Genomic DNA, 26362 nt, shown 5'->3' with positions numbered 1-26362 from the left:
GTGATAATCGTTAGAGAAAGTGATGTTTTTGTGGGCTGTATATGTTGTTCAGGTGGGATGTCTGCGTTTGGGGCAAAAGACCGGTCCTATGAAAGCATTCGGAAAACAGCAGAAGAATGCGGAAGGCTTCATAGAGAAATAAGGGAGAGATATGGAGAGGATGAGGTTGAGATTATTCAGATCGAACCTAAAGCATATTTTTTCTTGATGCCAAGGGTGTTAGCAGATGTTTTAAAATACAACCCGTCCTTTTCCCCCGCCATTCGAACTATTCTGTTCCTATATGCCGTGCCCCTTGTAATAGCAAATGGTAAACCAGTCGGCGTGGGTAGGGTGCCTTCGATCGAAGAGATATCTAACGAATTAGGACGCCATTAGGTAAGTGTACCCTTCCTATACCGCCAGAATATGACGAACGCGCTGGCCATAAATATGGAAGAGTATGTTCCAACTACGACACCGACAATCAACGTAAATGCAAAGTCATGGATTACAGATCCCCCGAGGAAATACAGTGGAACTAATACGAGAAAAACCGTTACCCCAGTTAATATCGTTCTAGAAAGAGTTTGGTTAAGGCTTTCATTTGCGATGTTAATAAAACTCTTTTCCTTAGTTCTCTTTAAGTTCTCCCTTATCCTGTCAAAAATAATAATTGTATCATTTACAGAATATCCAATAATAGTAAGGAGTGCAGCTACTATAGTAAGTGTAAACTCTTTCTCTGTGATAGAAACTGCTCCCAAAGTGATCACAGTGTCATGTATAAGCGCGATTACGGCTCCCAAAGCAAACGCGAATTCAAACCTAAAAATCAAATAAATAAGTATGCCAACACAGCCCAATAAAATTGAGAATATTGCCTTCTCTATTAGCTCCTTTCCGACCTTAGGACCTATAAAATCTAATCTAAGTACCGACGCTCCATCAAAGATGGGAAGATTTTTGGACATATCACTGAGCTTGGTTTGAAATTCCTGAATTTTTTGGAAATCGACAACATCGGGTAAAAACCTAATTAAGTACTCATTATCTCCAGATAGCCCCACGCCCTGAATAGATTCAGCTGGATATCCGGCATCCTTTAAGGTGGACTTTAGCCCATCAGAATGAATTTTTTTCGGAAACTTAATTTGTAGCTCTGTTCCGCCAATAAATTCAACACCCCAATTCGGCCCCTTATGATATATGAGTGATAAGAGTGATATTATGATTAAACACAGGGAGACGACTAGCCCCTTTTTCATCTTCACAACAAAATCTACATGTGTATCAGATAGTATCTCCAAACGATGTGAACCTCCGATGTTTATCTAAATGCTCAAAGAGGCAGCCCTCTTCTCGGCATAGAAAAAATTAGTTATCATTCGAGCAACAATAACATTACTGAATACGGTAGATACAATTCCTATCGACAGGGTAGCAGCAAAACCCTTAATCGGACCTGTCCCGAACCAGAATAGAATAAGGCTGGTAAGAAGAGTGGTAATATTAGCATCCAACAAAGTCCATAGAGACCTGCTGTATCCAGCATCTATTGCAGCTAGAGGAGATTTCCCAACTCTAATCTCCTCTTTCATCCGTTCAAAAATAATTATATTCCCGTCCACCGCCATTCCCAGGGTGAGGACAAGCCCAGCTATACCCGGCAGCGTTAATGTAACCCCAAATGCCGAGAGAAATCCCATGATAAAGAGCATATTAAGCGCAAGTGAAATATTTGCGATTACACCCTGAAACTTGTAAATGACAACCATGAATATTACAACTAGGGCCGCACCAACGATCATGGAAAGTGTCCCTTTATCGATTGAATCTCTACCAAGTGAAGGTCCAACCGTGCGCTCCTGCTCCACATTTACAGGAACAGGAAGTGCTCCCGAACGAAGAACCAGCGCCAGATCCTTTGCTTCATCGAGCGTAAAACTCCCCCTGATTATTCCTTGAGATGTAATTCTTTCCTCTATCACGGGAGCTGATTTAACAACACCATCAAGTACAATAGCAAGTCTTCGATTTTTATTTTTTTCAGTTAGGATCCCAAACTTACTCGCACCCTCTCCCCTAAAATTGAATCCTACCGCTGGTCTGCCAAACTCATCAAATGTCAACCTTGCATCTGCAAGATATTGTCCAGTGACCTGAGCCTCATTTTCGGTGACAAAGAATTTCTCGTTTTCATTTCCCGTCTCGCCCGAATGTAGCTTAAGCTCCCTCTCAATTAACCCCTCAGGTGTCGATACTTCATACTTAGCCAGCAACGTTTCCTTTGAAGGACCGGCATCCTCAACTATCTTAAACTCCAACACAGCTTCTCGCTTAATGATATTGATTATCCGTTCCCTATCAGACGCAGATGCACCAGGTACTTGAATAATGATTCTGTCGGTGCCAGCCCGTTGTATAGATGGTTCAACCAGGCCAAACTCTGTAACTCGATTTTCAATGACCTCCCTAACTTGATCTATTGCCCTCCTCTGCAACTCTGTAATATAACCATCTCTGAGTGTGAGTTTCAGTGATAAACCATCTTCATCCACGTTTGCTATATCTTTATAGTCATCCTCTATTTTTTTCGCCCTATCAAGATCACCTTTTGTGAAAAAATCTATTACGAGGGTTTTATCGTTTTTATCATAACCCTTTACAAGAATCTTATCTTTATTCAAGGCTTCACTTATCAGATCCTTCATGTTAGTGAGTTCGTGCTCAACAGCTTCATCTGCTCTAACACCTAGGAGCAAGAAAACTCCTCCCTTCAGATCAAGCCCAAGCCTGATACCTTTATCTGGGAATACCTTCCCCCACCAACTCGGAAGATTATCACCCAAGAACGTTGGTGTTAAAAGTATTATTGAAAGCGCTGTTATCATTAAGATTATGGCTATCCACGTTCTTGATACCCTATTCATTATTGAGATTTCTCCTCTTTTGTCTTTCCATCTCCACCGTTAGTTCCTGCTAACCCTGAGATTCCAGCCCTCGAAACACGAACACTTACACCCTTTGCTATCTCAAGTGTTATTACATCATCAACTATATTCAACACCTTGCCATACAGTCCACCGGACGTAATAACGTCATCCCCCCTCTTTATACTCTTAAGCAGCTCCTGTCTTTGTTTACCCTGCTTCTGCTGAGGTCTAAGAATCAAGAAATAAAAAATTACGAATATGAGAATGAAGGGGAGAAACGCCGTGATTTGAGAACCACTGCCCCCCTCAGTACCTGGCTGCATTGGACACCCAAGAAGAAAAACGACTATCGATGTAATCAGGATAAAATTTATCAATCTACTTGATCCCCCCTACATTTAAATTTAGATTTAAAACTATGGAATTCACCTTTGATTAATGATCCCCTGATCTCTTGCATCAAAGTGGAATAATAATAAAGATTATGAAAAGTGAGGAGTCTCATCGCTAGTATCTCTCCGGTCATATATAAATGCCTTAGATAGGCTCTTGAAAATGTTTTGCAAGTGTAACAATCACATTCTTCATCAATTGGGGATTCGTCTTCCACGTATCGGGAATTCTTTATAACCAGTTTTCCCTGATTTGTAAAGACAGTACCATTCCTAGCGTTTCTTGTAGGCACAACGCAATCAAACAAATCAATACCCATAGAAACCGCTTCAACCATATCCTCTGGTGACCCTAATCCCATGAGATACCTTGGTTTCTCAAACGGTATGTTTGTAACAGATATTTCAGCCATTTCAAACGTCTTATGCGTTGATTCACCTATACCTAACCCTCCGATTGCATAACCGTCAAAATCAATTTCGAGGAGATCAGCCGCCGATCTCTGCCTAAGCTCAGGAAAAACACCACCCTGGACTATTCCAAAAAGTGCGTCATCACGGTCATTACTTGCCTCTTTACACATCCTAGCCCAACTTGTTGTCAACTTAACTGAATTGCGGATATATTCGTAATTGGAATCGTATGGAGGACATTCATCAAGGCACATCATTATATCCGCATTCAGCGCCTCTTGAATCTCTATTGATTTTGCGGGTGTTAAAAAATGTTTGCTCCCATCTATATGTGATTGAAAAATTATTCCATCATCTGTAATCTTTCTGACCTTTGAGAGACTCAACGCCTGAAAACCGCCGCTATCTGTTAAAATTGGATGTTTCCAGGACATGAATTCATGCATTCCTCCTATTTTTTTGATCATGGAGTGTCCTGGTCTTAAATATATGTGGTAAGCGTTTACAACCAATATATCAAATCCAATAGACTCAATCTCATTGGATGTCATAGCTTTTACAGCTCCGTGAGTTGCCACCGGCATAAATGCTGGCGTTGCCACAGTTCCGTGATTAGTATAAAACATACCATTCCTGGCTTCGGTGCATCTGTCCTTATTATGGATTTCAAATCTGAACATTTGAATAGAATGGAAGTTCGAATAAGTTATGTGAAAGGAATCATTTAAAACCCGCTCACACTCTCCCCTGTATTATATCCCCAATACATCTCTCATTGTGTAAATTCCGGGAGGTTTTCCTATTATCCATCTCAAGGCTCGGATAGCACCCCTTGCAAAATTATCACGATTAGTTGCTCTGTGAGTTAGTTCAACCCTTTCTCCATTGCCACAGAATAAAACACAATGTTCACCAATTATGTCTCCTCCGCGTATAGCCTGGATCCCGATTTCATTCAGTCCCCTTTCCCCAACATGGCCATGTCTTTCAAATCTAGCCACATCACTAAAATCCCTACCCGTAGCCTCTGCAACAATTTCTCCCAGTCTAATCGCTGTACCGCTCGGGGAATCCTTTTTCTGCCTGTGATGAGCTTCTATAATCTCGACATCGAATTCATTGCCCAATAACTCAGCCAGCTTCTTTGTGATTTCAAACATTACGTTCACTCCAATGCTCATGTTGGGGGAAACTACGCAGGGGAACTTCCCAGCAAGTTCCTCGAGCCTTACTTTCTCGTCAGAACTAAAACCTGTAGTCCCTATAACCATTGGCTTTCCCTTCAATGAGGCATAACTTGCAGCATCAAGAGTAGCTCGGGGATTAGTAAAATCCACTACCACATCAGCCTCGGAAGCCGCTTTATCAAGATTATCCGAGACAAGGACATCGATTTTCCCCATCCCTATGATTTTCCCAACATCTTTACCAATGGAAGGATGACCCTCCACTTCCGTGGCACCCACGACTTCAATATCATCTTCTTGAAGCAACAATGAAACTATTTGTCTACCCATCCTCCCTGCAGCACCCGTTACCAAAACCTTGATCATTTCTGAAATCTAAAGTGAATTGTTGACATTCGGTGTCCCCGTATCTTTACCAACTAAACCATCAGAATTAATTTTCCATTTATTGTCTATATAAGAAAGCACATATTGAACTTCTATTGTTTTCTTTACCTGTTCCTCATTTTTAGGGAGCTGATAATTTACATCTAATTCCGCGACAACATAGGCTTGTTCGCCAAATATCTGAACGCTTTCTATCTTATAATTCAACAAATTCCAATTCGACTCATCAACCAATGTCTTTTTCATATTTAACACATAGCTCTCCTCATCAAGGTTTCCCGCATATAAGATCGTTATGTAAGAATAGGCCTTATTAAAATTTTTACCTTTCAAAGCATCCAGGTATCCACTGACCGTATGAATAGGTGAAGCTCTTCGAATCTTTGGACCGGAATTAGGCTTCGTACTGCTAAAGCATGCCAATAGTCCTGAAATTATAAAAATGAAAAAAAGGAAATTTTTCATTATAAATTGAATTATTGATATACAAACACCAATTAGGGAAATAGAATATTTACAAAAAGGTAAAATATCAAGGAATTCTCTTAGAAAATCCCCTAGATTATATTCCCAACAGCTTTAAATCTTGCTTTCCTTATTACTTAAATCAATATTTAAGCAAGTGTTAATACTATACACAATTTACTTGACAAATCCCTCTTCTCGATAATTCTTGTTACGGTGAGCAAACTCGAAGAAGCGGTTCCAGTAAAGCTTTTTACTGGAATTATTTATAGCAAAAATGCTCGAGTTGATAAATGTATAAAAAGATTAGAGAAAAGATTAGGCAATGCTGATTACGTAAGTGAAAAATTCCCTTTTCACTATACAACATATTATGAGAATGAAATGGGCACAGAACTATCAAGGATTATAATCACTTTCAAGCCGCTAATAAAAAGAGACGAATTAGTAAAAATCAAGCATTTTACCAACGATCTCGAACAGTCATTTTCGTCAAATGAGAGGAGACAAATAAATATAGATCCCGGTTACATCGCTCCTGAGCACTTGATTCTTGCTACAGGAAAAGGATATTATCATCGCCCATATTTAGGTAAAGGTGTATATGCTGATCTAACCCTTGTGTACATGAAGAAAGATTTCAGACCACTAAGGTGGACGTATCCTGATTATAGGACAAAAAAGCTGCGGAGACTCTTCAAAAATTTAAGAGAAAGGTACATGGTGGAACTAACGGAGGTAAAATTCGCATGAAGAGTATGACAGGGTATGGAAACAGTGAAATAGAAACAAACTTGGGGAAAATGATAGTAGAAGCAAAGTCCGAAAATTATAGATTCTTAGACATCACTATGCAACTCCCTGAATCTGTTCTATCTATCGAGCCCGATTTAATCGAAATAATAAAGCAACATGTAATCCGTGGTAAGGTGAGAATTTTATTGATATCGGAAGAACTCAAAAGGAAAACTCCCGTGATGAACATCGAACTTGCCAAGGATTCATTTCGGAAGCTAGAAAAATTAAAGAAGGAACTGTTGATAAGAGATAAAACCAGGCTTGAACATGTTTTACTCATAAAAGAATTCTTCTCCCATGAATCAAAACCGACACTGAGCAAGGTCTACTTAAACAAGATAAAGACTGCCCTGAGTAATGCGATGCGAAATCTAGATGAGGCACGGATTTCCGAAGGGAAGAAGATCGAGAGGGATCTGAAAAGTCGAATACAAAAGTTAGAAAAAATCATGAAGCGGGTTAACACGAAAAGAGGCAACTTTAAAAAAACATTTTCAGAGAACATTAAAAGCAGGATAAGCAAGCTATTAGATGATAAACAACTCGATGAAAGCAGACTTAACCAAGAAATTGCAATAATGGCCGAACGAACCGATATTACAGAAGAAATCATCAGGCTTAAAGCTCACATAAGTAAATTGAATGAAACAATCAAGAAAAATCATTCCATCGGTAGAGAGTGCGATTTTCTCTTACAGGAGATGAATCGAGAGGCAGGCACTATCTCTGCTAAATCAAAGGATGCATCCATTTCGCATTTAATAATCGATTTTCGTTCAGAAATCGAAAAAATGCGGGAACAAGTCCAAAACATAGAGTAGATGCAGCTTACGCTTCATGGATTGTTTTAAAATTGTAGATACTATTATCATCCATTCTGTTGAATGTACACATGTCGCATGTTAACATTCGTGACCATTTCGTTACTAACTCTGTTAATCCATAAAAAGTAAACAGGAGTCTAAGTATGAGCATACTTGTCAACAAGAACACAAGGGTAATAGTTCAAGGTATAACTGGTAGTGCTGGTATCTTTCATGCCACTCAATGCCGTGATTATGGTACCAAGGTAGTCGGCGGGGTTACTCCGGGAAAGGGAGGAACCGAAATAGAGGGTTTCCCTGTATTTAATACCGTCTCAGAAGCCATAGAACAAACAAAGGCAAATGCATCTCTAATATTTGTCCCTGCACCTTTTGCAATGGATTCTATCATAGAGGCAGTCGATGCGGGCGTGAAGCTCGTGGTATGTATTACCGAAGGCATTCCGACCCTCGACATGATTAAGGTAAAGAACTACATAAAAGGGAAAAATGTGAGATTAATCGGCCCTAATTGCCCTGGTGTTATTACCCCGGGTGAGGCTAAAGTGGGAATCATGCCCGGATACATTCATACCCCTGGTAGAGTCGGAATTATATCACGGAGCGGAACACTGACTTACGAAGCGGTCTGGCAGTTAACGGACATTGGCATAGGTCAATCCACATGTGTGGGAATCGGTGGAGACCCAATTATTGGATCAACTTTTATTGATATATTAAGACTTTTTGAAAAGGACAAGAATACAGATGGAGTGATTCTAATCGGTGAGATTGGAGGAAGCGCTGAAGAAGAAGCTGCGGAATTCATAAAAGAAAAATTTAGCAAACCCGTAGTTGCATTCATTGCAGGAGCAACGGCGCCAAAAGGTAAGAGAATGGGACATGCTGGAGCCATCATCTCAGGCAGTTCTGGCACCGCTAAAGAAAAACAAGAAGCTTTAGAACGCGCTGGCGTTACTGTTTGCCCGAGCCCGGCAGAAATGGGTAAAACCCTAAAAGAGGCCCTCAGATTGAATTGATGGATTATTGCAATACCATAGCATTCCTAAACAATTTGTACAGGAAGCCTTTAGGTTTCCATTAGACCACAAGAAGCCGTTCGCGCTGAGCCTTGTCGAAGGGTGCGCTTGGGGGAGCCAACGAGTCTTCCTCGTTGGTTATTATATTTTTTAGAAACAGACTTTTGGAGGGCTAAAGCCCTCCGCTACATCTATTATTCTCCCACCAGCAAGCCTGTCCTGAGTTTGTCGAAGGGACTGGCGGGCTACCCGGTTTTTATTTTATGCCTCCATCTACTTTGGGTAGGTCACGAGTCTTGCTCGTGACACCGTGACCATCTGCCGGACCGGTGAGCAACCCCGGTCAATTTAGTCTCTACTTTCTCCCCTAGCCTCCTCAAGGCTTTTTGCTTCCTCAATTAGCATTATGGGAATGTCATCCTTGATGGGATACAAAAGTTTACATTGCTCGCAAATAAACCCCGACTCATCTTCTTTGAGCTTTAAATCACCTTTACACTTCGGACATGCAAGAATTTCCAATAACTTTTTATCAATCGGCATTCTAACCTCCCCTCTTAGCCACAGAGTTCACAGAGTACATCAAGAAAATTTATAGCGTTTCTTATTTGCTCTGTGGCCAAATTTTGTTGAATTAATCTATCTTTTTTCAAGCTTACAAGTTCAAAAAGTTTGGTACAAGACTCATAAATAAATATCCAAATTCTCCTTTAGCCAATCGTAATGTCTCTTTAAACCCTCTTTAATATCAACCCTGGGGGAATACCCGAGATCCCTCTTCGCATTTGATACATCCGCAAATGTATGCTTTGCATCTCCTCTTTGAGCCTCTATGAATTTTGAGTCCGCCTTTTTCCCTGATATCTCTTCAATAATATTTAAAGATTCGATAAGCTTAACTCTGCTTCCGCCTCCTATATTGTAAGTCCCTCCTTCTTTCCCATTGAGAAAGGCGTGAAGATTCGCCTCAACCACATCATCTATGTATGTAAAATCCCTTGTCTGCTCCCCATTACCAAAGATTTCTATTTTTCTTTCATGAAGAATAGCAGATATGAATCTATGACAAGCCATATCGGGTCGTTGCCTTGGTCCATAAACCGTAAAGTATCTCAGAGAAACGGTTGGAACTCCATAACACTTAAAGTAAAGTGATGCCAAGTTCTCTCCGGCAAGCTTAGTAACCCCATAAGGCGAAATCGGCGATTTGGGACTTGATTCTTTTACAGGAAGCTCCATAGCATCTCCATAGACTGATGAGGAAGAGGCATAAATAAATTTCTTAATCCTTTTATCCTTGCATGCTTCAAGCAAGATTTGAGTTACGTTTATATTGTTCAAGGTATATTGATCGAAATTCTTTCCCCAACTTGATCGTACTCCTGGAATCGCAGCTTGATGATAGACCACATCAACCTGTTCGACTATTTCGCTAACATTTATGTTGACTATACTTCCTTCGATAAATTTAAACTTAGAACTCGCCAGTAAGCCCTTTATATTATTTTCTTTGATAGGCTTTGGATAGTTATCGACAAATGAATCAATACCAACTAATTCATGTCCTCCCCTCAGGAGCCTTTCAGCAAGATGAGATCCAATGAAACCCGCTACACCTGTTACAAGACACTTCACTATGTTCATTACCTCCAATGCTATTTGCCCCTTATACAATAAATAACCCTGATTCAAGCTGCAGCCTATAAGTACCTAAAGACTCAGTCTATCAGGTCATTGCTGTAAATGCCAGATATTTCGAGGCCAGAATCTTTAAAAGTATTTTCTTCATTTAGCTTACTCTTATTTCTAACTTCTTTGTCTTGATACAAAGAAGCAACCCTTCGACATCGCTCAGGACCAGGCTACCCAAAAATTTGCTATAATCCTCCTTAATCCTCCTTTAGAAAAGGAGGAAATTCTTTTTTAAAGAGGGATTTAGGGAGATTTCTACGTCTTCGTTTTTGATTTTCTTAACGCAATTTCTGGAATGCCGTACAAGTCCTTTTCATTCTGAAAAGGATTAATAAAAATAAATCTATTCATGAAATTGTAAAAATTTTGTCCACGAAATATCTAACATCTACAATCGCGAGAAACCCTGAGCTAGGTCGAAGGGGACGAAACAATCCAATACAGTAGAAAAAGTAGAGACTGCTTCGCACAGTTAACACTGAGTTTAGCGAAGTGCTCGCAATGACCGCTGAAATCCTGAAGCGAGCTGCAGGGAACTATCTGCTTCAATCCAAAAATGCTAATTATCCAGGATGATACACTAAGAGCAACACTGACGTAAGCATTGAAATCTCTTTTATCGATAGGGTTTGACAAAAACCTGAGGTTTTTATAAGATAAGAATCTACTATCAATCAGGTGAACAAAATTCATATCGTTTTTCAAGTTAATACGAATTAAGATGCCATTAAGTCCATTTGAGCTGGAGATATTCCGAAACATTTTAAGCTCGATTGCCGAAGAGATGGGCATGATCCTTGTTCGAGCAGCTTTTTCACCTAATATTAAGGAGAGAAGGGATCTCTCATGCGCAATCTTTGAATCAAAGGGAGAGATGATAGCACAGGCTGCCCATATTCCGGTTCATCTCGGATCCATGAGTTTTTCAGTAAAATCGGTATTGGAAGAATTAGATATACAGGAAGGAGATATATGTATTTTGAATGATCCATTCAGGGGTGGAACCCATCTACCTGATGTTACATGTATCGCACCTGCTTTTATAGACGGAAAACCCGAATTCTTCATAGCCACACGAGCCCATCATGCTGATATTGGCGGATCCACACCGGGATCAATGCCTCTTTCCTCTTCAATTTATGAGGAGGGTATCATCATACCGCCATCCAAGCTCTCCGTTAAAGGTCGATTAAACCGATCCCTTTTTGAGAAAATCATCTATTCATCCAGGGATCCAGAAGAGAGGGAAGGAGATTTCAGAGCACAGGTAGGCGCTCTTAAATTAGGAATTAAGAGGATAAGAGAGGTCGCGGATAAATATGAATTACCAAGGGTAAAGGAGGCTGGAAGCGAACTCCTCAATTACAGCGAAAGAATGATGAGAAAGGTTATAAGGGATATACCCGATGGTGCGTATAAATTTGAGGATCATTTGGACAACGACGGAGTAGGAACAAAGGATATCAAAATAAAAACCTCTGTAAGAATCGATGCAGAAAGGGCAAATGTCGATTTCACCGGTAGTTCAGCTCAGGTAAAGGGTAGCCTTAATGTTCCAATAAGTGTTACAACCGCGGCGGTTCTATACGTATTTCAATGTCTGGCACCTCAGGATTTGCCTTTGAACTCGGGTCCCCTGAGAATAATTGAAATAATTGCAGAAAAAGGAACTATTCTCAACGCAAAATTCCCTGCCGCAGTTTCGGCTGGGAATGTAGAGACATCACAGCGTATTGTGGACGTCGTTTTTGGAGCACTGAGTAAGGCAATTCCGAAAAAGATTCAAGCCGCCAGCTCCGGTACGATGAACAATTTCACTTTTGGGGGTAAGAATCCAATTACCGGAAAAGAATTTGCATATTATGAGACTATTGCTGGCGGAATGGGGGGTAGATTTGGAAAAGATGGGGTAAGCGCGGTACAAACCCATATGACAAATACGCTGAACACCCCTATTGAAGCCTTAGAGAGAGAACTCCCGATCAGAATTGATGGGTATTCTATTCGAAAGAGTAGCGGCGGCAGCGGCAAATACAAGGGGGGGGATGGCATTGTCAGGGAATACAAATTCCTCTCAGATGCCACGGTATCGATTATTACAGAAAGGCGAATATTTGCACCTTATGGAGTCAATGGGGGAAAACCAGGGAAAAAGGGACGAAATACCTTGATCAGAAATAGTAAATCACGTATTTTACCGGCTAAGGCTTCCCTGGAAGTGAAAAAAGGAGATAATTTGAGAATAGAGACTCCAGGGGGTGGAGGCTGGGGAAAAAGGTAAAATCGAGGCTAACCACTAAGACACCAAGGCACAAAAAAACAAAAAAGTTTGATTTTATTTTTTTAATTTTCAATCCCTTAAAAACTTAGTGTCTTAGTGCCCTTGTGGCATAGTAATTTTGCCACCAAGACACAAAGAATACAAAATTATTAAATTTATTTTTTAATGTTAAATTCTTAATAACTTAGTGACTTAGTGCCTTTGTGGCTATGAAAAAAATATGTTAGATAGTCTTTTCATTGTAGATGCACATGAAGATATAGCATTTCACCTAAGTTTCTTTAAGAGAGATTTCGTAAATCCCTCCGTCCCCTGCATGATTACCCTACCGTGGTTGAAACAGGGGAATATAAGACTTCTATTTAACACAATATTTGTTCATCCCAAAATTAAACCGAACAAAACAAGGAAAGTAGCCATAAGACAGTTTGAAATCTATGAAAAATTATACGATGAACATTCAGATAGCATAATGCAGATTAAAAGTGCTGAGGATCTTTTAAGACTGGAGTATAACTCTAAAATTGGCTTTCTCACGCTTATGGAAGGTGCAGACCCAATCAAGGAGCCTGAAAAATTAAATGAATTCTATGACAAAGGGGTTCGCATCATAGGTCTTACCTGGAATGACCAGAATCAATATGCATCAGGAACAAATACGGATTCGGGATTAACCAATGAAGGTAAGGAATTGATTAAACGAATGAACGATTTGAGGATTACACTCGATTTATCTCATCTCAACGAAAGTTGTTTTTGGGAAGCATTAGAGATTTACGAGACAATTCCCATTGCCACTCATTCAAATGCGAGAGCCATAACAGATCATTCAAGGAACCTGAAGGATGATCAACTTCGTGCAATCGCGAAAAGAGGCGGTGTGATCGGTCTCGTCCTTTATAACGATTTTCTCAAGACAGGGAATAAAAAACCTACACTTGAAGATGTTTTTACTCATGCAGATTACATGATAAATCTCTGTGGTGAAGCCCATGTCGGAATTGGAAGCGATCTGGACGGAGGAAGGATTGATCAGTTCCCAAACGAAATACGCACAGTTGCCGACCTATCAAAGATTGCATACTTTTTCGTAGAAAAAGGCTACTCAGAAGAAAGGGTAAGAAAAATCATGGGGGGCAATTTCCTTAGAGTAATAAAAGGGAACCTTATCTAAAAGAAATAGCCAGTCCTATCTAAGTTTTCGTTTCCTGTAGAAAAAAACCCGATTATTTTGTTATTTATTCCCCATCGGGTAGGTCACGAGTGTTGCTCGTGACACAATGAATTCCTGTAGCGGAATTCTTTATATTCCAATGGATACAACATAAGGGCTATTGGGTCTGATAAATTCACACGCTGCATCACTTGTAAAGAATGGAGGCCTAAAGCCCTCCGCTACGCAAAGTATCATTACCATGTAGAGCAAGCCTTTAGGCTCCCATCAGCACAAAAAACCCGTTCACACTGAGCCTGTCCTGAGTCGAAGGGCCCAGTCGAAGTGCGGATAAAAAATCATAAGTATCGGTTGGTATTTTCAAATATGTTATTCTGCGGGTTCGATTATTGCTTTCATCGATCCATTACTCCTGGAAAGCCTCCAATCAGGACCATAAGAGAGGATTTGAATTCGTTTCTCCTCTGCAGACTTTTTTGTCGATGTAAAAACCACGACCCTTCCCATTAGATCTACTGTGCAGGCCATCTCAAAAGCTCGGGCCTTGCTATGCCCAAAAATTTCTACCAACATTTCGATTACATATTCATAGGTGTGATCGTTGTCATCTAATAAAACAACATTGTATTGGCGAGTTATGCGCAGAGATCTTTTTAATTCTGAAAGATTTTTGATCTTTGCTGTTGGCAGGTTTCTTGATTCGGAATCGAAAAAATTGCCGATCATGTGAAATACTACCTGGTTCATCAGTTGAATATTACCATATAACTGGTTTGTGACATTGTTATTTTCATGAATGCTGACAATGAAACTTATATGACTATCTCATCCATTCCGCCATCAGCCTTTTGATCTGGGTTTGATATGGAATCCCATTAACTTTTGCTTTGGCTTTGAAAGCATTAAGTAAATCTTCGGGGATCTTGATGCTGATAAGACGGGTTTTTTGTGTTTTTGATTCAGAATGAAGGGTTCTAAAATCTTCCAGAAATTGAAGGATCTGTTCTGGTTTCATTGAAGCACACCTTTCCAAATATTCTTTTGAAAAAAATTGTACTGATTTCATTTCTTCAAACTCCTTAAGGCTTTAATATCCTCTAAGTCTTGTCCTCTATTACTCTTCGCTTTCATCTTAATTAGGTCATCGATTGAAATTACCCGTAGTGTCTTTTCACCTGAGCGTATTATTTTTGTTTTCAAATTTCTCAAATCATCGGTGAGTATGATATCAACAGATTCAGTCGGATTAGAAATATTAATAAAATTCCATGCCAAAAGGTTTCTATTTTTTATGTATTCCTCCCGAAAATCAAAAACCTCATCTCCTTTTACCGGAAGACGTGACTGCAACCCTACGTCCCTAAGAGCAGCCTCTGCCGCAAGAAGATTCTTTTTCGTAAATCGTAAAACAATGTCAATATCAACAGTTCCTCTTACTGCTCCATGGAGCGCTACTGCATATCCACCAGCAATAGCGTAATCTACTTTTCTTTTCTCAAGTGCTTCAATCACCCGATAAATGAACACAGTATATATTAGTATATATCACAATTTAAAAAACACACTTCATATCTAACATTGGTTAAGAAAAAGGGGCAGCTGTCACTATTTTCTTTTTCTTTTTTTATATAAAAACCGTTCACACTGAGCTTCGTCGAAGTGCGGATTAGGAATATTGAGTATCTGTCCGTATTTTCTCAGAAACTGTTGTTAGATGATGGACTGCAAAAAGAGATAAAAGATATTACAAATGAGCTGGATTAACAAATAATCAAATAAACAAAGCCCGACCTTTTTTTCTCAAGCGGCTAAGCTACCCGTGGAACGCATTCTTAATCGAAAAAGGCTTGTGGCCCCTTTTCTATTTTTCAGACTAGAATAGGAGACGAAAAGAGATAAGAAGTTATGTAAGCTTATCGAAGGAATTAAATCTCATGCCAAGGCCTCACACCTTTACTTTTCGAGCTGGTCGGCGCGGCGTTTGCGTAAGCAAGCAACGTGACGAGCAAAATTTTGCCAGTTCGATTCGGTTGTTATACGGTTTCATTTTTGTCCGGCCGGATAAGACACTTTTTCTTCATTCAAAATGATTATTTCCTCGTCGGCCAATCTTTTTATAATTTTATCGACTTTAACACTATCCATTTTATTCCTTGATCCGATAAATGCCTTCAATGTTCGAATTCTTTTTGGCCTTCTTGTCAGATCAATCTTAAGCAGCATCCTAAGTATCTTTGCAAATATACTGTCATCATCCACCTCCTTCTTGCCTGTTATAAAATCCTGTAATTGAGTTATTCTCTTACATTGTATTCCGGATTTTTCCAAATACCTCATGAGCGGATCAAAACCTTTATCTTTGGATAATATGAAAAACGATGCTTGCTTATGAATAGCAGATAACTTCCCAAGATAAAAGGAAATATGAAAATCAAGGGCATTTCTCCCACTTCCCTTAATTTTGATCCATTGAACCCGATTTCCGTAGGGCTGGGTCGCTCTAACCAGGTCATAATCAATTTTATTCTGGTTATCTCCCGCGAAAATAAACACGTTTTGATTTTCATGAATCGCAGGGATTCCATCAGGCCGAACATTTTCAAAATCGATAAGCAAATATTCTGTTACACTCATGTCATCCCTGCATTTCTTCTCAATCCCTATAACTACGAATTAGACAGCAAAAATGCAGGATAATAACCAAAACGAGATGCTATTCTGCAAATCATTGCCTAATCTGACTAAAAACTAGAATACAAAAATCCTGATTTCAGGTCAAGAAGAGGAAATGGAAAACCACCTGTATTAAGCCACTGTGACTCCCAAAAAGGAAACTTATTGTGCTGTCCGCGAAGCTACTCGTGGGAAGTAATCTTCAACGAAAAAGGGAGTGCACCTCCTTTCCTGATAGCGTCGATGCGATAAATAGGAACTAAATGCTTAACCCTAAATGTATTTTAGCGCCTTAGATTAGGTCTAGCCTTGCAAGGTATCGCTACGCTCCAGGGATTTACGATCCCAGCCTCCCAAATTGGCCGCGGCGTCATACGTAGTCTGCAGAAACTCAAGAAGCGTGTCGTCGGGTGACTCGGATGTTCTAACTGCATCATACGGAAGCAGAAATTCACGAAAGTCACTGCTGTAGAAAGCGATGCCGGGTTTGACAGCGGCTTCGGCGAAGCCGTGAGGCTCCGGGTAAGCGTATGAGTAGAAGGCAGGATATGATATCGCGCCACCCCCTGGCCAGAATCCGCAACTGCTGACCTCATGTGAATACGCCTCTCGGGTTACGGCGTCGGGAAGATGGGGTATTCCCCCGGGATGCTCTGGTGCCGGTCGTCCGGAGAACCGCGTTACAGCAAGATCGAGGGCACCCCAGAAGAAATGGACGGGGCTGCACTTGCCGATGAAATGGCCTCGAAACTGTTTGAAGACCCGATCGGACTGTAAGAGCACCTGCCAAAAGCGGTTGGCGTAGTCGGGATCATACGAAGCATGCACCTCATCCTGGTCGAAGGGAATCGGGTCCGGCATTTCGTTTGGTTTCGTGTTGATCTTGAGATGCAAATCGAGCTTATTCAGCTCTTCCATGAGCTTCCTATAAAACGCCGCGACGGAGCAGGGTCGAAGGAGAATGGAGCCAGCTCTACCGTCGCTGGACTGAATTAATAGCTTGTGATCAGTAAAATCGAAATCAATCTGAAAGGTCCTCGTTCCATAGGGAATGGGGGAAGTAGTGAGGCCACGGGCGGTCACGTAGAGGGTGACGTTCCAAGAATGGTTAACCCAAGGACTCTGGGCCAGCCGAATCTTCCCGACCATCTGGAACCACATGTGCAGCGTGGCACACGTCTCTTTCCACTCATCTAAAGGGAGACTCGGCCATGTTTCGTTTTCTGAAGCTCCTTTTAGCATCAGGATAATCCTCGCATCTAATACTGCACCTAGAATACTGAAAACCTATTTTCAGGTCAAGAAGAAGAAATGGAAAACACACCAAAGACACTTCTGCCTCTCGAATGGCGAAGCTACCAGTGAAGGCATTCTTCGACGAAAAAGTGATGCGTTCTTTTTCCGTCTTTCTTTATATATTGAGTAAAATATAGAAAGACTCACAAAAAATAACTTAGAAATACGGTTTGATGAAAAATCACACTATGATCCCAGAAATAATAACAATACCTTGTGATAGCGATATTGCTGAACTTGGTAATAGACCGGAGGGCTCAGTGTCTGAAGAAGAACTGAAGACTGTTTTAAGGAGATATAATCTGCGAGGCGGAATCATTACTCTGGGCAAAGCTTCTATTTACATATTCAATAGCGGGGACCCAAATAACATTGGCATCGCTGCTCATAGAGAACAAAACACGGGGATAATAATAAGCCAATTTGCCTTGGCCTACTTGGCGAATCTTTTGCTTATTTCTGGAGCCAATGATCACAAATCAAAATATATACACGAAAAAGATAATTGGCTTGCTTTATGCAATATCTATAATAACTCACTCACACAACCAGAGCATACCGAAACCTATGAAATCACTAACGAAGATAAGGTCCGATCTTTGATGATACGACTTCACTTCGAGCAAATGGAATACCAATTCTTACCCATTTATATGATGGCAAGAACGTTTGTTATCTTTAATGACTTGGTCAAAAAAATACTTCCTGGGAAATTCGAAAATTTATCCCTTATTTTCGAAATGGAAACAAGCTTAAGAATAAACGATTATCTCCTAATCGCTACGGCAGTGGCTGCTGGCTCCAAGAGAACAGCGACTTTCAGCATCCCAATGTTCACTAAGGCCGACATACCTCAATTAAAGGATGTCCTGATCGAAGAAAAAATTAATAACTTCCTCAATATATTAAAAGCGGATTACAAAAGTTTCAAAAGCGAAGATGTCCGCTTTAATGCAAACCTGAATCCAATTTTTACAAAGACGAGGTTTAATCCGTTATTGGTTTATCCAATTATAGAAACCGATGCAAAGCATCGTGGTGATCCGTTTGTTGTGCCAAATGCGTCTGCGTATGTTAGAAAAGCTTTTGGGGGGATTTATTGGTTATTTCATCGCTATTTTGAAGATAAAGCTCAACAACAAGAATTTAGAAACTATTTCGGGTATGTCTTTCAAGAATATGTAGGGGTTATCTTAAAGGGAATCTATGGAGAGCAGAATGTTCACCCAGAGTTAGATTATCCTAAAGGTAAATTTGTTGACTGGTGGGTCGAAAGAGGAGACAAAATCTATCTATTTGAGGCAAAGGCTAACCAGTTTGCTTTACTAAGTAGACAGACCGGCGATAAAGAACTTATAGTGAAAGGAGAGATCAAAAAAATTGTAGATGCGATAGAGCAGATTTTCAAAAGGGTAGAAGATATTCCGAAATATTATAATGAGTTTAGCCAATTCAAAAACAAAAAGGTATTTCCCTGTATAGTTTTTATGGACATGCCATTCGTATCTAGTTCGTTGTATGAATCATGGATAAAAGACGCGCTTGAAAATGTAGAGAGAGATAAACATCTTAACGGTTTGAAAGATTTTCATATACTTCTTATAAATATTGAAGAATTGGAACTGTTTGATGAGATGATCGATAAGATTGAATTAGAGGATGTTTTCTCCACCCTAAAGAACAATTCAAGCGAAGGATTCTTATCTGTCGTTCAAAAAATTAAGGGCAGCAAATTAAGAAACCGTTTTCTTGATGAAAGGTTCAAGGACTTCTGGGGTTTAAAGTTCGAGTAAGGATCCAACATCTCCTATACAGTGCTTTACCAGTTTCCGTTTAAGTGATCTATATCGCTTGATATTAATAAGCTTAAAAACCTGTTAATTCATTTTACCGATGGATTCAAACTCAAGGAAGAAAATTAGGATGAACCCTTGAAATATTAGGCTTTGTAAAATGGTGGGATTGATTGTAAACCAAAAATCCACCATTAAAGACCTTATCGTAAACTTCATACCGATCTACGTGATCTAACGAGTAACTTAACCGATGCGTTAACTAATTAATAGAGCCACAACCGCATCATGACCCAAAGTTTGGACCCTGCGGTGTCCATTGAAGTACTGCTTCTATTCGACGCCGGTACAGCGTGTCAATTTGGCGAGGCGCCAAGCTAACGTAGCGCTCGGCTGCATCACGGAGTGCTCCAGTCAGCCCGCTGAGATATCGAAGCACTTGCTCACACGTTGGGGTTTGTCCGTTCTTACCTTCAAATTTTGACGGTAAAGCAGACCATATGACCGACCGCACTCCACGTGATGCCACCCATTCGGGAAGATCAAGAATCAACTCAGGGGCGTTATCTCCCTGAGACCATGACCCGATATGCGTCGAGTTGTTACCGGGAATTCGTTCACGCTTGCGAAGTGCTTCTCGAGCGGCTCCCAGATCGGAATCATCCATCACTGCCCAAAGCGAGCGCACCGGTGAAGCAACATCGTCCAGAACCAGCGTAATTCGGCCGTCGTCTGACTGGCGCACAAATTCCACCTTCACAAACGGGCCATCAGCAAACCACTGACGATGAACCGGGAGCCCTTGGGGATCTCATACAAGAGAACCCCACCCCAGGCATGCGATGATTGCCATGTAGAAGATCCTAGAATCCTAATTATAATTAGCAAGCAAAGACCAAGCACAACATGCAAAAAGGATGTTATACTGCAAATCATTGCTTAAATGTACTAGTAGTCAGGATACAACAAGCCTAATTTCAGGTCAAGGAGAGGAAATAGAAATTCACCAATTTAGGAAATTATCTGCCCATCCAACGGTGAAGTTACTCGTGCAAAGTAATCTTCAACGAAAAAGGGGTGCATTTCATTTCACCCAATCCCATCGACCTTTTCGCGCGGGTTCATGAATGCGGCGGCGGAGACCGGACGGCTCGCTGCAGAACTCGTGCTAAGACGGAACCAGGGAGATGTCGCGACAATTCACGGGACAGCCGAGCAAGTGGCCGACACGGCGTCGAGCTAATCGAGTCTGCGGGCAGCCGATTGTTATGTGTTTAACGCTCGTGTGGCGGCACATTCTTAATGCTCTGGGAAAATTCACGATGGACTTCTATGTTCACCGGCTTATGTCTAACTTTTGTGGAAGCCGGGTCTTTGCCCAGGTAATTATCATCTTTCAGATTATTACTCGGCCTTATTGGCCTTGGACAAAAACCGCCACCACAATTTGGACACACATCTTCTAAAACTTCATCAACGCAGTCTTTGCAAAAAGTACATTCATAGCTGCAAATCATTGCTTCAGTAGAAACCGGTGGTAAGTTCTTATTGCAATGCTCACAAGTAGGTCGCAGCTCTAACATTCAAATCTCTCCTTATTCAATTGACACATTTAATAATTAGCCTGCAAAAATGCAGAATAATATCCAAACAGGGAAGTTATACCGCAAATCGTCGCCCAATCAAATTAGCTCTTAGAATACAAAGAACTTATTTTCAGTTCCAGAAGAGGAGATGGAAAAACCACCCAAAGCGGCACTTCCTTCTGAGTAGTGACGACCGTGTCGAGTAGATGGGTTGTTCAATTTTGTCGCGATCTTTCTACCTACTTTGATCAAAACATTTATCTCATCTAGTTAGTCAGCAATCAACTCCAGCATTTTCGGGGTACCTCGGGCGTGAACTTCAAATGACGTTTTTATCTTAACTATCGTGCCGTTTATGCCAAAACCCAGACGCGATATGTGCGAAGTCGCGCAGCTCCAATCTTGTACTTTCTTTTATGTCTTCTCTCATCCTCGAGACAATTGAAATGGCATCCTTCTTTATCGACTCCATAGCCTCATTCAGTTGCTCCAAAGGAAGATTGTGCCATTTAGTTCTATACATTCGCTCGTTTAATTCATTTATATCGTTCGTCAGTACAGCATCTTCGCACACAAGTATCGCTTCACCTATGAGCTGCTGTGATTCTCCATACATTTGATCAAACTGGTAGATCACCTGTGACGAGACATTATCAGATGAGTTTCCTGGGTGGTGAGCATAAATGTGGTTCCGCATTTGGACCCACTTGCCTATCAGGACATCATACACGCGTATTTTGTAGTCTATCGTGCGTTGCTTAAAACTGACTTTCATGGTGATGGAGTACCCCAAGATGCCAACAGCAACTCCAACCACGAATGTTATTAGACCTTCCATTTAAAAGTTTCTCTAGCTCCTAACTATTAATTAATCAGTAATAATGCACTATATTTACCAAAAGTAATATTTACTGCAAATGATTGCTTATCCCAATGATTACCCACAGTATATAAATGACATAATTTCAGGTCAAGAAGAGGAGAACGAAAACAGCCCCAAAAAGAAACTTCTGCCTCTCCAACGGTGAAGCTACTCGTGGACATCAATCTTCAACGAAAAAGGGGTGCCTTACCCTTTTTCTTCTGGTTATTTCTTTCTCGGATCGTCCGCCGGGCTAATGTAATCGATCCCCCACGGACCAACCCCATGCACCTGGATTACAGTTTCTTCCTCAGTCCAGGCAAACATACTGTGCCCCGGTTGAAACGCTGCGAAACTGCCGGGTGTCAAAGCTATGGCTTTCTCCTGATCGAGTTGATCTCCAGCCCCCATGTAGAAAGTTCCGGAGAGAACGGTCACGTGTTCTATAGCCGGATGGGTGTGTGGTGGAATCTTGTAATTAGCGGGGAGTTTAAGGCGGAACGCGAAGGGCTCAGCTTTTTTCAAATCCCCTTCAATCACAGCGATCTGTGCGCCCGGTGACATCGATGGCGGCGCGTCAGCCCACTTTATATCAGCCGAGTTAAGCAAAATATGCCCGCCCTCCTGCGCCTGCGCAAGGAACCAAGCCATCAAGCCCATCCCAACTGCCACGATTACTGCTATTATTCGATGTGATGTATTCATTGTCTCCTCCTTACAATCTCAGTAAATAAAGATAATGCCGGTCATGCTAACTAATATTCAGCCTCGAGAAATCCAGGATAACATCGAGAAGGCGGATGTTATACCGCAAATCACCGCTTAATCTAATTAGTACTCAGAATACAAGAAACCTGATTTCAGGTCAAGATGAGGAAATCGAAAATCACCCAGAAAGGAACTTCTCGATCAGGTTCGTGAGACCATAGGACGCAAGCACTACTCAATGGCACCAAAAAGTGCTAGTTCGCATGGATGAGGGGTTATACCAATTGTATTTAAGCAGACTATTTTCTACGGCGGATATGAATACACCCATCCCAGGCTCGGTCAAGGGATGCATCCTTTCCTATAGATTATTAACCATTACGCCGTTCGACCCTGCTCAGGACGGACGGTAATTTAACTACTCCAAAAACTGTCAGCCACTCTAAAAGCAAGTAAGGGGGCGTCGGTACGGGTTCTACATGCGCTCGACCCACGGGGCGCGCCACGCGGGTGCCGGGAAAGGCTTCGTCCAGTAGGCGACCTCCTTGGCGATCAAACCGCCCCGCATCTCGAAGACGAACACGCACGGGTACGGCTCACCGTCGCCGTAGTCGAGGTTTGCCTCGAGCACCCAGACGTCGCCACTGCCGGTTATCCGCCGCGGTGTGACCTTGGGGAGCGACGGAAAGCGGCTGTAGATTTCACGTCGGTTTTGACCGCCGTTGATCCGCTCACCGGACTGAGGCCACTCCATCGCTACATCCTCGGTGAACACCTTGTCGAGCGCCTCGTGGTCTCTCCCGTTGATCGCCGCCACCAGCGCCTCAATCGTAGCGCGGTTCTTCGCCTTACTCATCTAAGCCTCCTCGTGAACCATATCACGCGTGCGGTTGACGCCGCGCATGCAGTATCGCCAACGCTTGCTAACTACTAATTAGGCTGCAAACGCCGTATTCTCCATGGTACAACAAGCCTAATTTCATGTCAATAAAGAAAATCGAAATTGCCTCTGGTGAGCGCAGAGCCTTTCCGAAATGCGGAACTGCTTAAAAAGAAATTTCTGGCTCCCCATTTACGAAGATAACGGTGGAAAGCATTCGTCAGCGAAAACCGATCGGTCCCCTTTGCTCATCAGAATGTAACATCTGTCGTAAACTTCTTCAAACGCCCAAAAGCCTCCCGTCGCGCTCCAATCGCTGTTTTTATGCATTTCACTTTGTGGAGTCTTTTTGGTCATATTCTTTTTCTACAATTTGCCTTATACCTTCAAGATATGGTGTTGGCCTTAAATCATAGTGACTTTCAAATTTACTACTATCAAAACAGTAGTCTTGATCATATTGATAAAGCATCTCAACCAACTCTTTCATCAATGGATCGAACAAGCCCAGTAATCGGACCATATTTTTCCCCGCGACCCGATATTTAGGATTTAAATTCATTTCTTTAGCAAACGCTGCAATCCATTCTTTACCTGTCAGAGGAGCTTTGGCGGTTGGTAAATGCCATACCTGATTGTATGCTTCAGCAGAATTACCTAATAGAGCGGTTGCCTTTCCGGCATCTGGTGTAAATGTGAAAGAATGTTTGTAATTCACGGAACAGAGCCAATTTGCTTTTTTGCCATTTTTTAAGTTTTTAAATACGGTCTCCCCCAAAACACTTTTATCATTATCAGGACCATAAAAATCGGCAGATCTGGCTATCAGAGCCCGCAGATTCCCTGCTTCTACTTCATCTAAAATCATTTGTGCAATCTGAGCTCTAACCATTCCCTTCTTACTCAAAGGATTTATCCGTGTTTCCTCAGTTAAATGCGATACACAGTTTGGGTCATACATATACACATTATCGAAAAAAACTAACTTTACGCGATGTGTTTTACACGCTTCAATAACATTTTTCATTAGTTCCGGCCAAGTTGATTGCCAAACCTTTGCATCATAAGGTAACCCGGCAGTTAAATAGGCAATCTGTGATCCTTTTACAGCTTCTGAAACCTTGGATTCTTCTAATAAATTGCAAGGAAATACACTGTCTGTTGAATTGACTTTTTGAGGGGTTCGACTCACCAATCGAATTTTATAAGTATATTTTATTAATGCCTTGGCCAACTCCCTGCCAATAACACCACCGGAACCTAGAATAGTTTGCATTTGTTTCCTCACGATATATTATCGTCTTTTTTGTTGTTATATTTAACGCTCATAACGCGGCAAATGAGCGGCCGCGCACACAACCTGGAAATCATCCGAGCTGACGAATGACAGACGCGCTATCTCGTGGTCAGCTCGAATCACTTGTTAGACCCCGCATATAAAACACGATCAGCAAGACATATCCGAACTCTGTTTAAGATTGCTGGATCACTTCGGTTATATCTCCCGTTTGATGTTCTTTTATTTGGAACCTCAAGAACTCGTGAATCGAAGCCAACCCTTCCGGATTGCTAGTCGATATGCGCACCCGCCCGCCTCTCTCCGTCTCCTCAAACTGGTACTTGATCTCACCCTTTAGCCTTTGCATCGTTGGCACACCTGAAGGTGTTTGGCCATGGATCAGCATCGGCGAATTAAAATCTCCATCAGAAAACATTTTGGCAATGCGACTCAGATGCCGCCTAATCTGATGGCGGGTAACAGCATCTTTCGCATCTTTCGCTTCGATTTCGATAGCACCGCCATAGGTAAAGAGGCAAAAATGGTGCGTCGTCTTCAGGTGGTCGAAGCCCATGACTTTGTCGCCGCGTGCGTTCATACCCTCCATGCCGCTTGTATGTTCGCTCGGAGTAGTCTCTGTCTTCGCCTTATCGGTTTGGTGTACCTGTTGCGGCGCGCACGATGCAACTATAATGGTGAGAATGGCTGAGAGCACGAGAAAATGAGGCTTAGGTTTCATAACACGTCTCCTTCGGGTGATTTTACTTCTAAAGGCGCGAAGTGGTCTAACCATTAATTATACAAACAAAAGTCAGTATAAACACCTTATTCCGTGTGTTATACGAAAAACCTTTTACCCATCTTGCCTTTGTTTGAGGTATTGCTTACTTATGAAATATATTCACTTAAGTCAACAGCTACCTGAATGATCATTGAACAACTTCCCACGTAACTTGTACCTAGGGTTCCTGAGGCTGCAAAGTGCAAACACTATTCTTTCAGTACCGAACAAAATCTTATAAGCTTTAAAAGATAGCTTCCCTTTTAACACGATGCAAACATTAACATGATTGCGGCAAGCCATTCACCCCTGTCGGTGGGTAAGAAACGGAAACAAATAAATACACCCTTCGACACTTCGAATGTACTCAGGGCTTTGGATGAGCGGGTTGATATCCGCTGAAAAGCCATGAAAATGTAAAATTTGAATTGATAAACAGGAATGGTGAGTCTTTGACAACTGGATATTGTGCTGACCCTGTGAGATGTTTTAAGCTATCTCACAGGGCTGAGATTTTTAGCGCTATTTGTAAGGGCTTTCAAGCCCCGCAGTTAAGTCGCACGGTCAATTAGTACCCATCAGCTAAACCCCTTACAGGGCTTACACCTTAGGCCTATCTACCTCGTGGTCTTCAAGGGACCTTTAGGAACCTTACGGTTCGGGAGATCTAATCTTGGGGTAGGCTTCCCGCTTAGATGCCTTCAGCGGTTATCCCTTCCGAGCATGACTACCCAGCGCTGCCGCTGGCGCGACAACTGGTACACTAGAGGCTCGTCCACTCAGGTCCTCTCGTACTATGAGCAGATCCCCTCAAATCTCCTACGCCCGCTGCAGATAGGGACCGAACTGTCTCACGACGTTCTAAACCCAGCTCGCGTACCGCTTTAATGGGCGAACAGCCCAACCCTTGGGACCTTCTACAGCCCCAGGATGCGATGAGCCGACATCGAGGTACC

At 41.6% G+C, this 26362-nt stretch carries 27 protein-coding genes and 1 rRNA gene; 7 read left to right on the top strand and 21 right to left on the bottom strand.

All coding sequences use genetic code 11. From position 1 onward, the window contains the following. A complete protein-coding gene (locus VGA95_02380; protein ID HEX9665382.1) occupies window positions 1-378 on the top strand; it encodes a hypothetical protein in 378 nt (125 codons plus the stop codon). Here VGA95_02380 and secF read toward each other — a convergent pair. The 6 genes from secF to VGA95_02350 all read right to left on the bottom strand — a co-directional run bounded on the left by secF (window position 375) and on the right by VGA95_02350 (window position 5628). Further along, complete coding sequence (gene secF / locus VGA95_02375) at window positions 375-1289, bottom strand: protein translocase subunit SecF (protein HEX9665381.1); 915 nt, start codon at window positions 1287-1289, stop codon at window positions 375-377. The genes VGA95_02380 and secF overlap by 4 nt on opposite strands. Before the next feature lie 24 nt (window positions 1290-1313). After that, on the bottom strand, window positions 1314-2912 hold the full coding sequence (gene secD, locus VGA95_02370) for a protein translocase subunit SecD (GenBank protein HEX9665380.1): 1599 nt from the start codon (window positions 2910-2912) through the stop codon (window positions 1314-1316). Next, on the bottom strand, window positions 2912-3238 hold the full coding sequence (gene yajC, locus VGA95_02365) for a preprotein translocase subunit YajC (protein HEX9665379.1): 327 nt from the start codon (window positions 3236-3238) through the stop codon (window positions 2912-2914). Before yajC ends, secD begins: the two co-directional genes overlap by 1 nt. Before the next feature lie 50 nt (window positions 3239-3288). Continuing rightward, entirely contained in the window at window positions 3289-4401 is a 1113-nt protein-coding gene (gene tgt, locus VGA95_02360; protein HEX9665378.1) for a tRNA guanosine(34) transglycosylase Tgt, read from the bottom strand. A gap of 72 nt (window positions 4402-4473) precedes the next feature. Continuing rightward, complete coding sequence (gene dapB / locus VGA95_02355; protein HEX9665377.1) at window positions 4474-5274, bottom strand: 4-hydroxy-tetrahydrodipicolinate reductase; 801 nt, start codon at window positions 5272-5274, stop codon at window positions 4474-4476. Between the two features lie 9 nt (window positions 5275-5283). Beyond that, a complete protein-coding gene (locus VGA95_02350) occupies window positions 5284-5628 on the bottom strand; it encodes a hypothetical protein (GenBank protein ID HEX9665376.1) in 345 nt (114 codons plus the stop codon). Between the two features lie 348 nt (window positions 5629-5976). Here VGA95_02350 and VGA95_02345 point away from each other — a divergent pair, with 348 nt between their 5' ends. The 3 genes from VGA95_02345 (at window position 5977) to sucD (ending at window position 8401) form a co-directional block, all read left to right on the top strand. After that, window positions 5977-6513, top strand: a complete 537-nt coding sequence (locus VGA95_02345; protein ID HEX9665375.1) for a DUF4416 family protein — start codon at window positions 5977-5979, stop codon at window positions 6511-6513. Further along, window positions 6510-7379 carry a YicC/YloC family endoribonuclease gene (locus VGA95_02340; protein ID HEX9665374.1) on the top strand — a complete coding sequence of 290 codons (870 nt, stop codon included), beginning with the start codon at window positions 6510-6512 and terminating at the stop codon, window positions 7377-7379. The genes VGA95_02345 and VGA95_02340 overlap by 4 nt, the downstream gene beginning before the upstream one ends. 146 nt (window positions 7380-7525) lie before the next feature. Next, window positions 7526-8401, top strand: coding sequence for a succinate--CoA ligase subunit alpha (sucD, locus tag VGA95_02335; protein ID HEX9665373.1), 876 nt, complete (start codon window positions 7526-7528; stop codon window positions 8399-8401). Between the two features lie 348 nt (window positions 8402-8749). Here the strand turns inward: sucD and VGA95_02330 are convergent, their stop codons facing one another. Both VGA95_02330 and VGA95_02325 read right to left on the bottom strand, forming a co-directional pair. Then, window positions 8750-8944, bottom strand: a complete 195-nt coding sequence (locus VGA95_02330; GenBank protein ID HEX9665372.1) for a Trm112 family protein — start codon at window positions 8942-8944, stop codon at window positions 8750-8752. A gap of 141 nt (window positions 8945-9085) precedes the next feature. Next, window positions 9086-10045 carry an NAD-dependent epimerase/dehydratase family protein gene (locus VGA95_02325; protein HEX9665371.1) on the bottom strand — a complete coding sequence of 320 codons (960 nt, stop codon included), beginning with the start codon at window positions 10043-10045 and terminating at the stop codon, window positions 9086-9088. 769 nt (window positions 10046-10814) lie between these two features. Here VGA95_02325 and VGA95_02320 point away from each other — a divergent pair. Both VGA95_02320 and VGA95_02315 read left to right on the top strand, forming a co-directional pair. Then, a complete protein-coding gene (locus VGA95_02320; GenBank protein ID HEX9665370.1) occupies window positions 10815-12374 on the top strand; it encodes a hydantoinase B/oxoprolinase family protein in 1560 nt (519 codons plus the stop codon). A 220-nt stretch (window positions 12375-12594) separates the two neighbouring features. After that, window positions 12595-13548, top strand: a complete 954-nt coding sequence (locus tag VGA95_02315) for a dipeptidase (GenBank protein HEX9665369.1) — start codon at window positions 12595-12597, stop codon at window positions 13546-13548. Between the two features lie 369 nt (window positions 13549-13917). On the opposite strand, the gene VGA95_02310 is transcribed toward VGA95_02315, so the two are convergent. The 5 genes from VGA95_02310 to VGA95_02290 all read right to left on the bottom strand — a co-directional run bounded on the left by VGA95_02310 (window position 13918) and on the right by VGA95_02290 (window position 17463). Further along, window positions 13918-14295, bottom strand: a complete 378-nt coding sequence (locus VGA95_02310) for an ATP-dependent Clp protease adaptor ClpS (GenBank protein ID HEX9665368.1) — start codon at window positions 14293-14295, stop codon at window positions 13918-13920. Between the two features lie 73 nt (window positions 14296-14368). Further along, entirely contained in the window at window positions 14369-14614 is a 246-nt protein-coding gene (locus VGA95_02305) for a CopG family antitoxin (GenBank protein HEX9665367.1), read from the bottom strand. Beyond that, window positions 14611-15060, bottom strand: a complete 450-nt coding sequence (locus VGA95_02300; protein HEX9665366.1) for a hypothetical protein — start codon at window positions 15058-15060, stop codon at window positions 14611-14613. The genes VGA95_02305 and VGA95_02300 overlap by 4 nt, the downstream gene beginning before the upstream one ends. Before the next feature lie 531 nt (window positions 15061-15591). After that, window positions 15592-16182, bottom strand: a complete 591-nt coding sequence (locus VGA95_02295) for a PIN domain-containing protein (protein HEX9665365.1) — start codon at window positions 16180-16182, stop codon at window positions 15592-15594. A gap of 342 nt (window positions 16183-16524) precedes the next feature. Then, on the bottom strand, window positions 16525-17463 hold the full coding sequence (locus VGA95_02290) for a DUF5996 family protein (GenBank protein ID HEX9665364.1): 939 nt from the start codon (window positions 17461-17463) through the stop codon (window positions 16525-16527). A 227-nt stretch (window positions 17464-17690) separates the two neighbouring features. Here VGA95_02290 and VGA95_02285 point away from each other — a divergent pair, with 227 nt between their 5' ends. Then, window positions 17691-19310, top strand: coding sequence for a hypothetical protein (locus tag VGA95_02285; GenBank protein ID HEX9665363.1), 1620 nt, complete (start codon window positions 17691-17693; stop codon window positions 19308-19310). Between the two features lie 286 nt (window positions 19311-19596). Here the strand turns inward: VGA95_02285 and VGA95_02280 are convergent, their stop codons facing one another. The 8 genes from VGA95_02280 to VGA95_02245 form a co-directional block, all read right to left on the bottom strand. Continuing rightward, on the bottom strand, window positions 19597-20055 hold the full coding sequence (locus tag VGA95_02280; GenBank protein HEX9665362.1) for a hypothetical protein: 459 nt from the start codon (window positions 20053-20055) through the stop codon (window positions 19597-19599). 529 nt (window positions 20056-20584) lie between these two features. Further along, window positions 20585-20893, bottom strand: a complete 309-nt coding sequence (locus tag VGA95_02275) for a DUF1272 domain-containing protein (GenBank protein ID HEX9665361.1) — start codon at window positions 20891-20893, stop codon at window positions 20585-20587. Between the two features lie 340 nt (window positions 20894-21233). Then, a complete protein-coding gene (locus tag VGA95_02270) occupies window positions 21234-21734 on the bottom strand; it encodes a hypothetical protein (GenBank protein HEX9665360.1) in 501 nt (166 codons plus the stop codon). 249 nt (window positions 21735-21983) lie between these two features. Further along, a complete protein-coding gene (locus tag VGA95_02265) occupies window positions 21984-22409 on the bottom strand; it encodes a cupin domain-containing protein (GenBank protein ID HEX9665359.1) in 426 nt (141 codons plus the stop codon). A gap of 532 nt (window positions 22410-22941) precedes the next feature. Next, complete coding sequence (locus VGA95_02260) at window positions 22942-23322, bottom strand: nuclear transport factor 2 family protein (protein ID HEX9665358.1); 381 nt, start codon at window positions 23320-23322, stop codon at window positions 22942-22944. A 355-nt stretch (window positions 23323-23677) separates the two neighbouring features. Beyond that, entirely contained in the window at window positions 23678-24622 is a 945-nt protein-coding gene (locus VGA95_02255; protein HEX9665357.1) for an NAD-dependent epimerase/dehydratase family protein, read from the bottom strand. A 196-nt stretch (window positions 24623-24818) separates the two neighbouring features. Next, the gene (locus tag VGA95_02250; GenBank protein HEX9665356.1) at window positions 24819-25364 is read right to left on the bottom strand and encodes a hypothetical protein; all 546 of its coding nucleotides are present in this window, start codon (window positions 25362-25364) and stop codon (window positions 24819-24821) included. Window positions 25365-25953: 589 nt separating this feature from the next. Continuing rightward, a 23S ribosomal RNA gene (locus VGA95_02245) occupies window positions 25954-26362 on the bottom strand; the annotation flags it as partial.

This window comes from Thermodesulfobacteriota bacterium (assembly GCA_036397855.1).
Taxonomy (GTDB): domain Bacteria; phylum Desulfobacterota_D; class UBA1144; order Nemesobacterales; family CSP1-2; genus DASWID01.
Note: the sequence above shows the minus strand (reverse complement) of the source record. Positions and strands in the feature narration are given on the sequence as shown.

Bases quoted from the DNA above. Each gene is read 5' to 3' on its own strand.
- secD (HEX9665380.1), bottom strand. From the start codon at position 2,912: ATGAATAGGGTATCAAGAACGTGGATAGCCATAATCTTAATGATAACA.
- yajC (HEX9665379.1), bottom strand. From the start codon at position 3,238: ATGCAGCCAGGTACTGAGGGGGGCAGTGGTTCTCAAATCACGGCGTTT.
- tgt (HEX9665378.1), bottom strand. From the start codon at position 4,401: ATGTTCAGATTTGAAATCCATAATAAGGACAGATGCACCGAAGCCAGG.
- dapB (HEX9665377.1), bottom strand. From the start codon at position 5,274: ATGATCAAGGTTTTGGTAACGGGTGCTGCAGGGAGGATGGGTAGACAA.
- VGA95_02340 (HEX9665374.1), top strand. From the start codon at position 6,510: ATGAAGAGTATGACAGGGTATGGAAACAGTGAAATAGAAACAAACTTG.
- sucD (HEX9665373.1), top strand. From the start codon at position 7,526: ATGAGCATACTTGTCAACAAGAACACAAGGGTAATAGTTCAAGGTATA.
- VGA95_02330 (HEX9665372.1), bottom strand. From the start codon at position 8,944: ATGCCGATTGATAAAAAGTTATTGGAAATTCTTGCATGTCCGAAGTGT.
- VGA95_02325 (HEX9665371.1), bottom strand. From the start codon at position 10,045: ATGAACATAGTGAAGTGTCTTGTAACAGGTGTAGCGGGTTTCATTGGA.
- VGA95_02320 (HEX9665370.1), top strand. From the start codon at position 10,815: ATGCCATTAAGTCCATTTGAGCTGGAGATATTCCGAAACATTTTAAGC.
- VGA95_02315 (HEX9665369.1), top strand. From the start codon at position 12,595: ATGTTAGATAGTCTTTTCATTGTAGATGCACATGAAGATATAGCATTT.
- VGA95_02310 (HEX9665368.1), bottom strand. From the start codon at position 14,295: ATGAACCAGGTAGTATTTCACATGATCGGCAATTTTTTCGATTCCGAA.
- VGA95_02305 (HEX9665367.1), bottom strand. From the start codon at position 14,614: ATGAAATCAGTACAATTTTTTTCAAAAGAATATTTGGAAAGGTGTGCT.
- VGA95_02295 (HEX9665365.1), bottom strand. From the start codon at position 16,182: ATGAGTGTAACAGAATATTTGCTTATCGATTTTGAAAATGTTCGGCCT.
- VGA95_02290 (HEX9665364.1), bottom strand. From the start codon at position 17,463: ATGCTAAAAGGAGCTTCAGAAAACGAAACATGGCCGAGTCTCCCTTTA.
- VGA95_02285 (HEX9665363.1), top strand. From the start codon at position 17,691: ATGAAAAATCACACTATGATCCCAGAAATAATAACAATACCTTGTGAT.
- VGA95_02275 (HEX9665361.1), bottom strand. From the start codon at position 20,893: ATGTTAGAGCTGCGACCTACTTGTGAGCATTGCAATAAGAACTTACCA.
- VGA95_02270 (HEX9665360.1), bottom strand. From the start codon at position 21,734: ATGGAAGGTCTAATAACATTCGTGGTTGGAGTTGCTGTTGGCATCTTG.
- VGA95_02265 (HEX9665359.1), bottom strand. From the start codon at position 22,409: ATGGCTTGGTTCCTTGCGCAGGCGCAGGAGGGCGGGCATATTTTGCTT.
- VGA95_02260 (HEX9665358.1), bottom strand. From the start codon at position 23,322: ATGAGTAAGGCGAAGAACCGCGCTACGATTGAGGCGCTGGTGGCGGCG.
- VGA95_02255 (HEX9665357.1), bottom strand. From the start codon at position 24,622: ATGCAAACTATTCTAGGTTCCGGTGGTGTTATTGGCAGGGAGTTGGCC.
- VGA95_02250 (HEX9665356.1), bottom strand. From the start codon at position 25,364: ATGAAACCTAAGCCTCATTTTCTCGTGCTCTCAGCCATTCTCACCATT.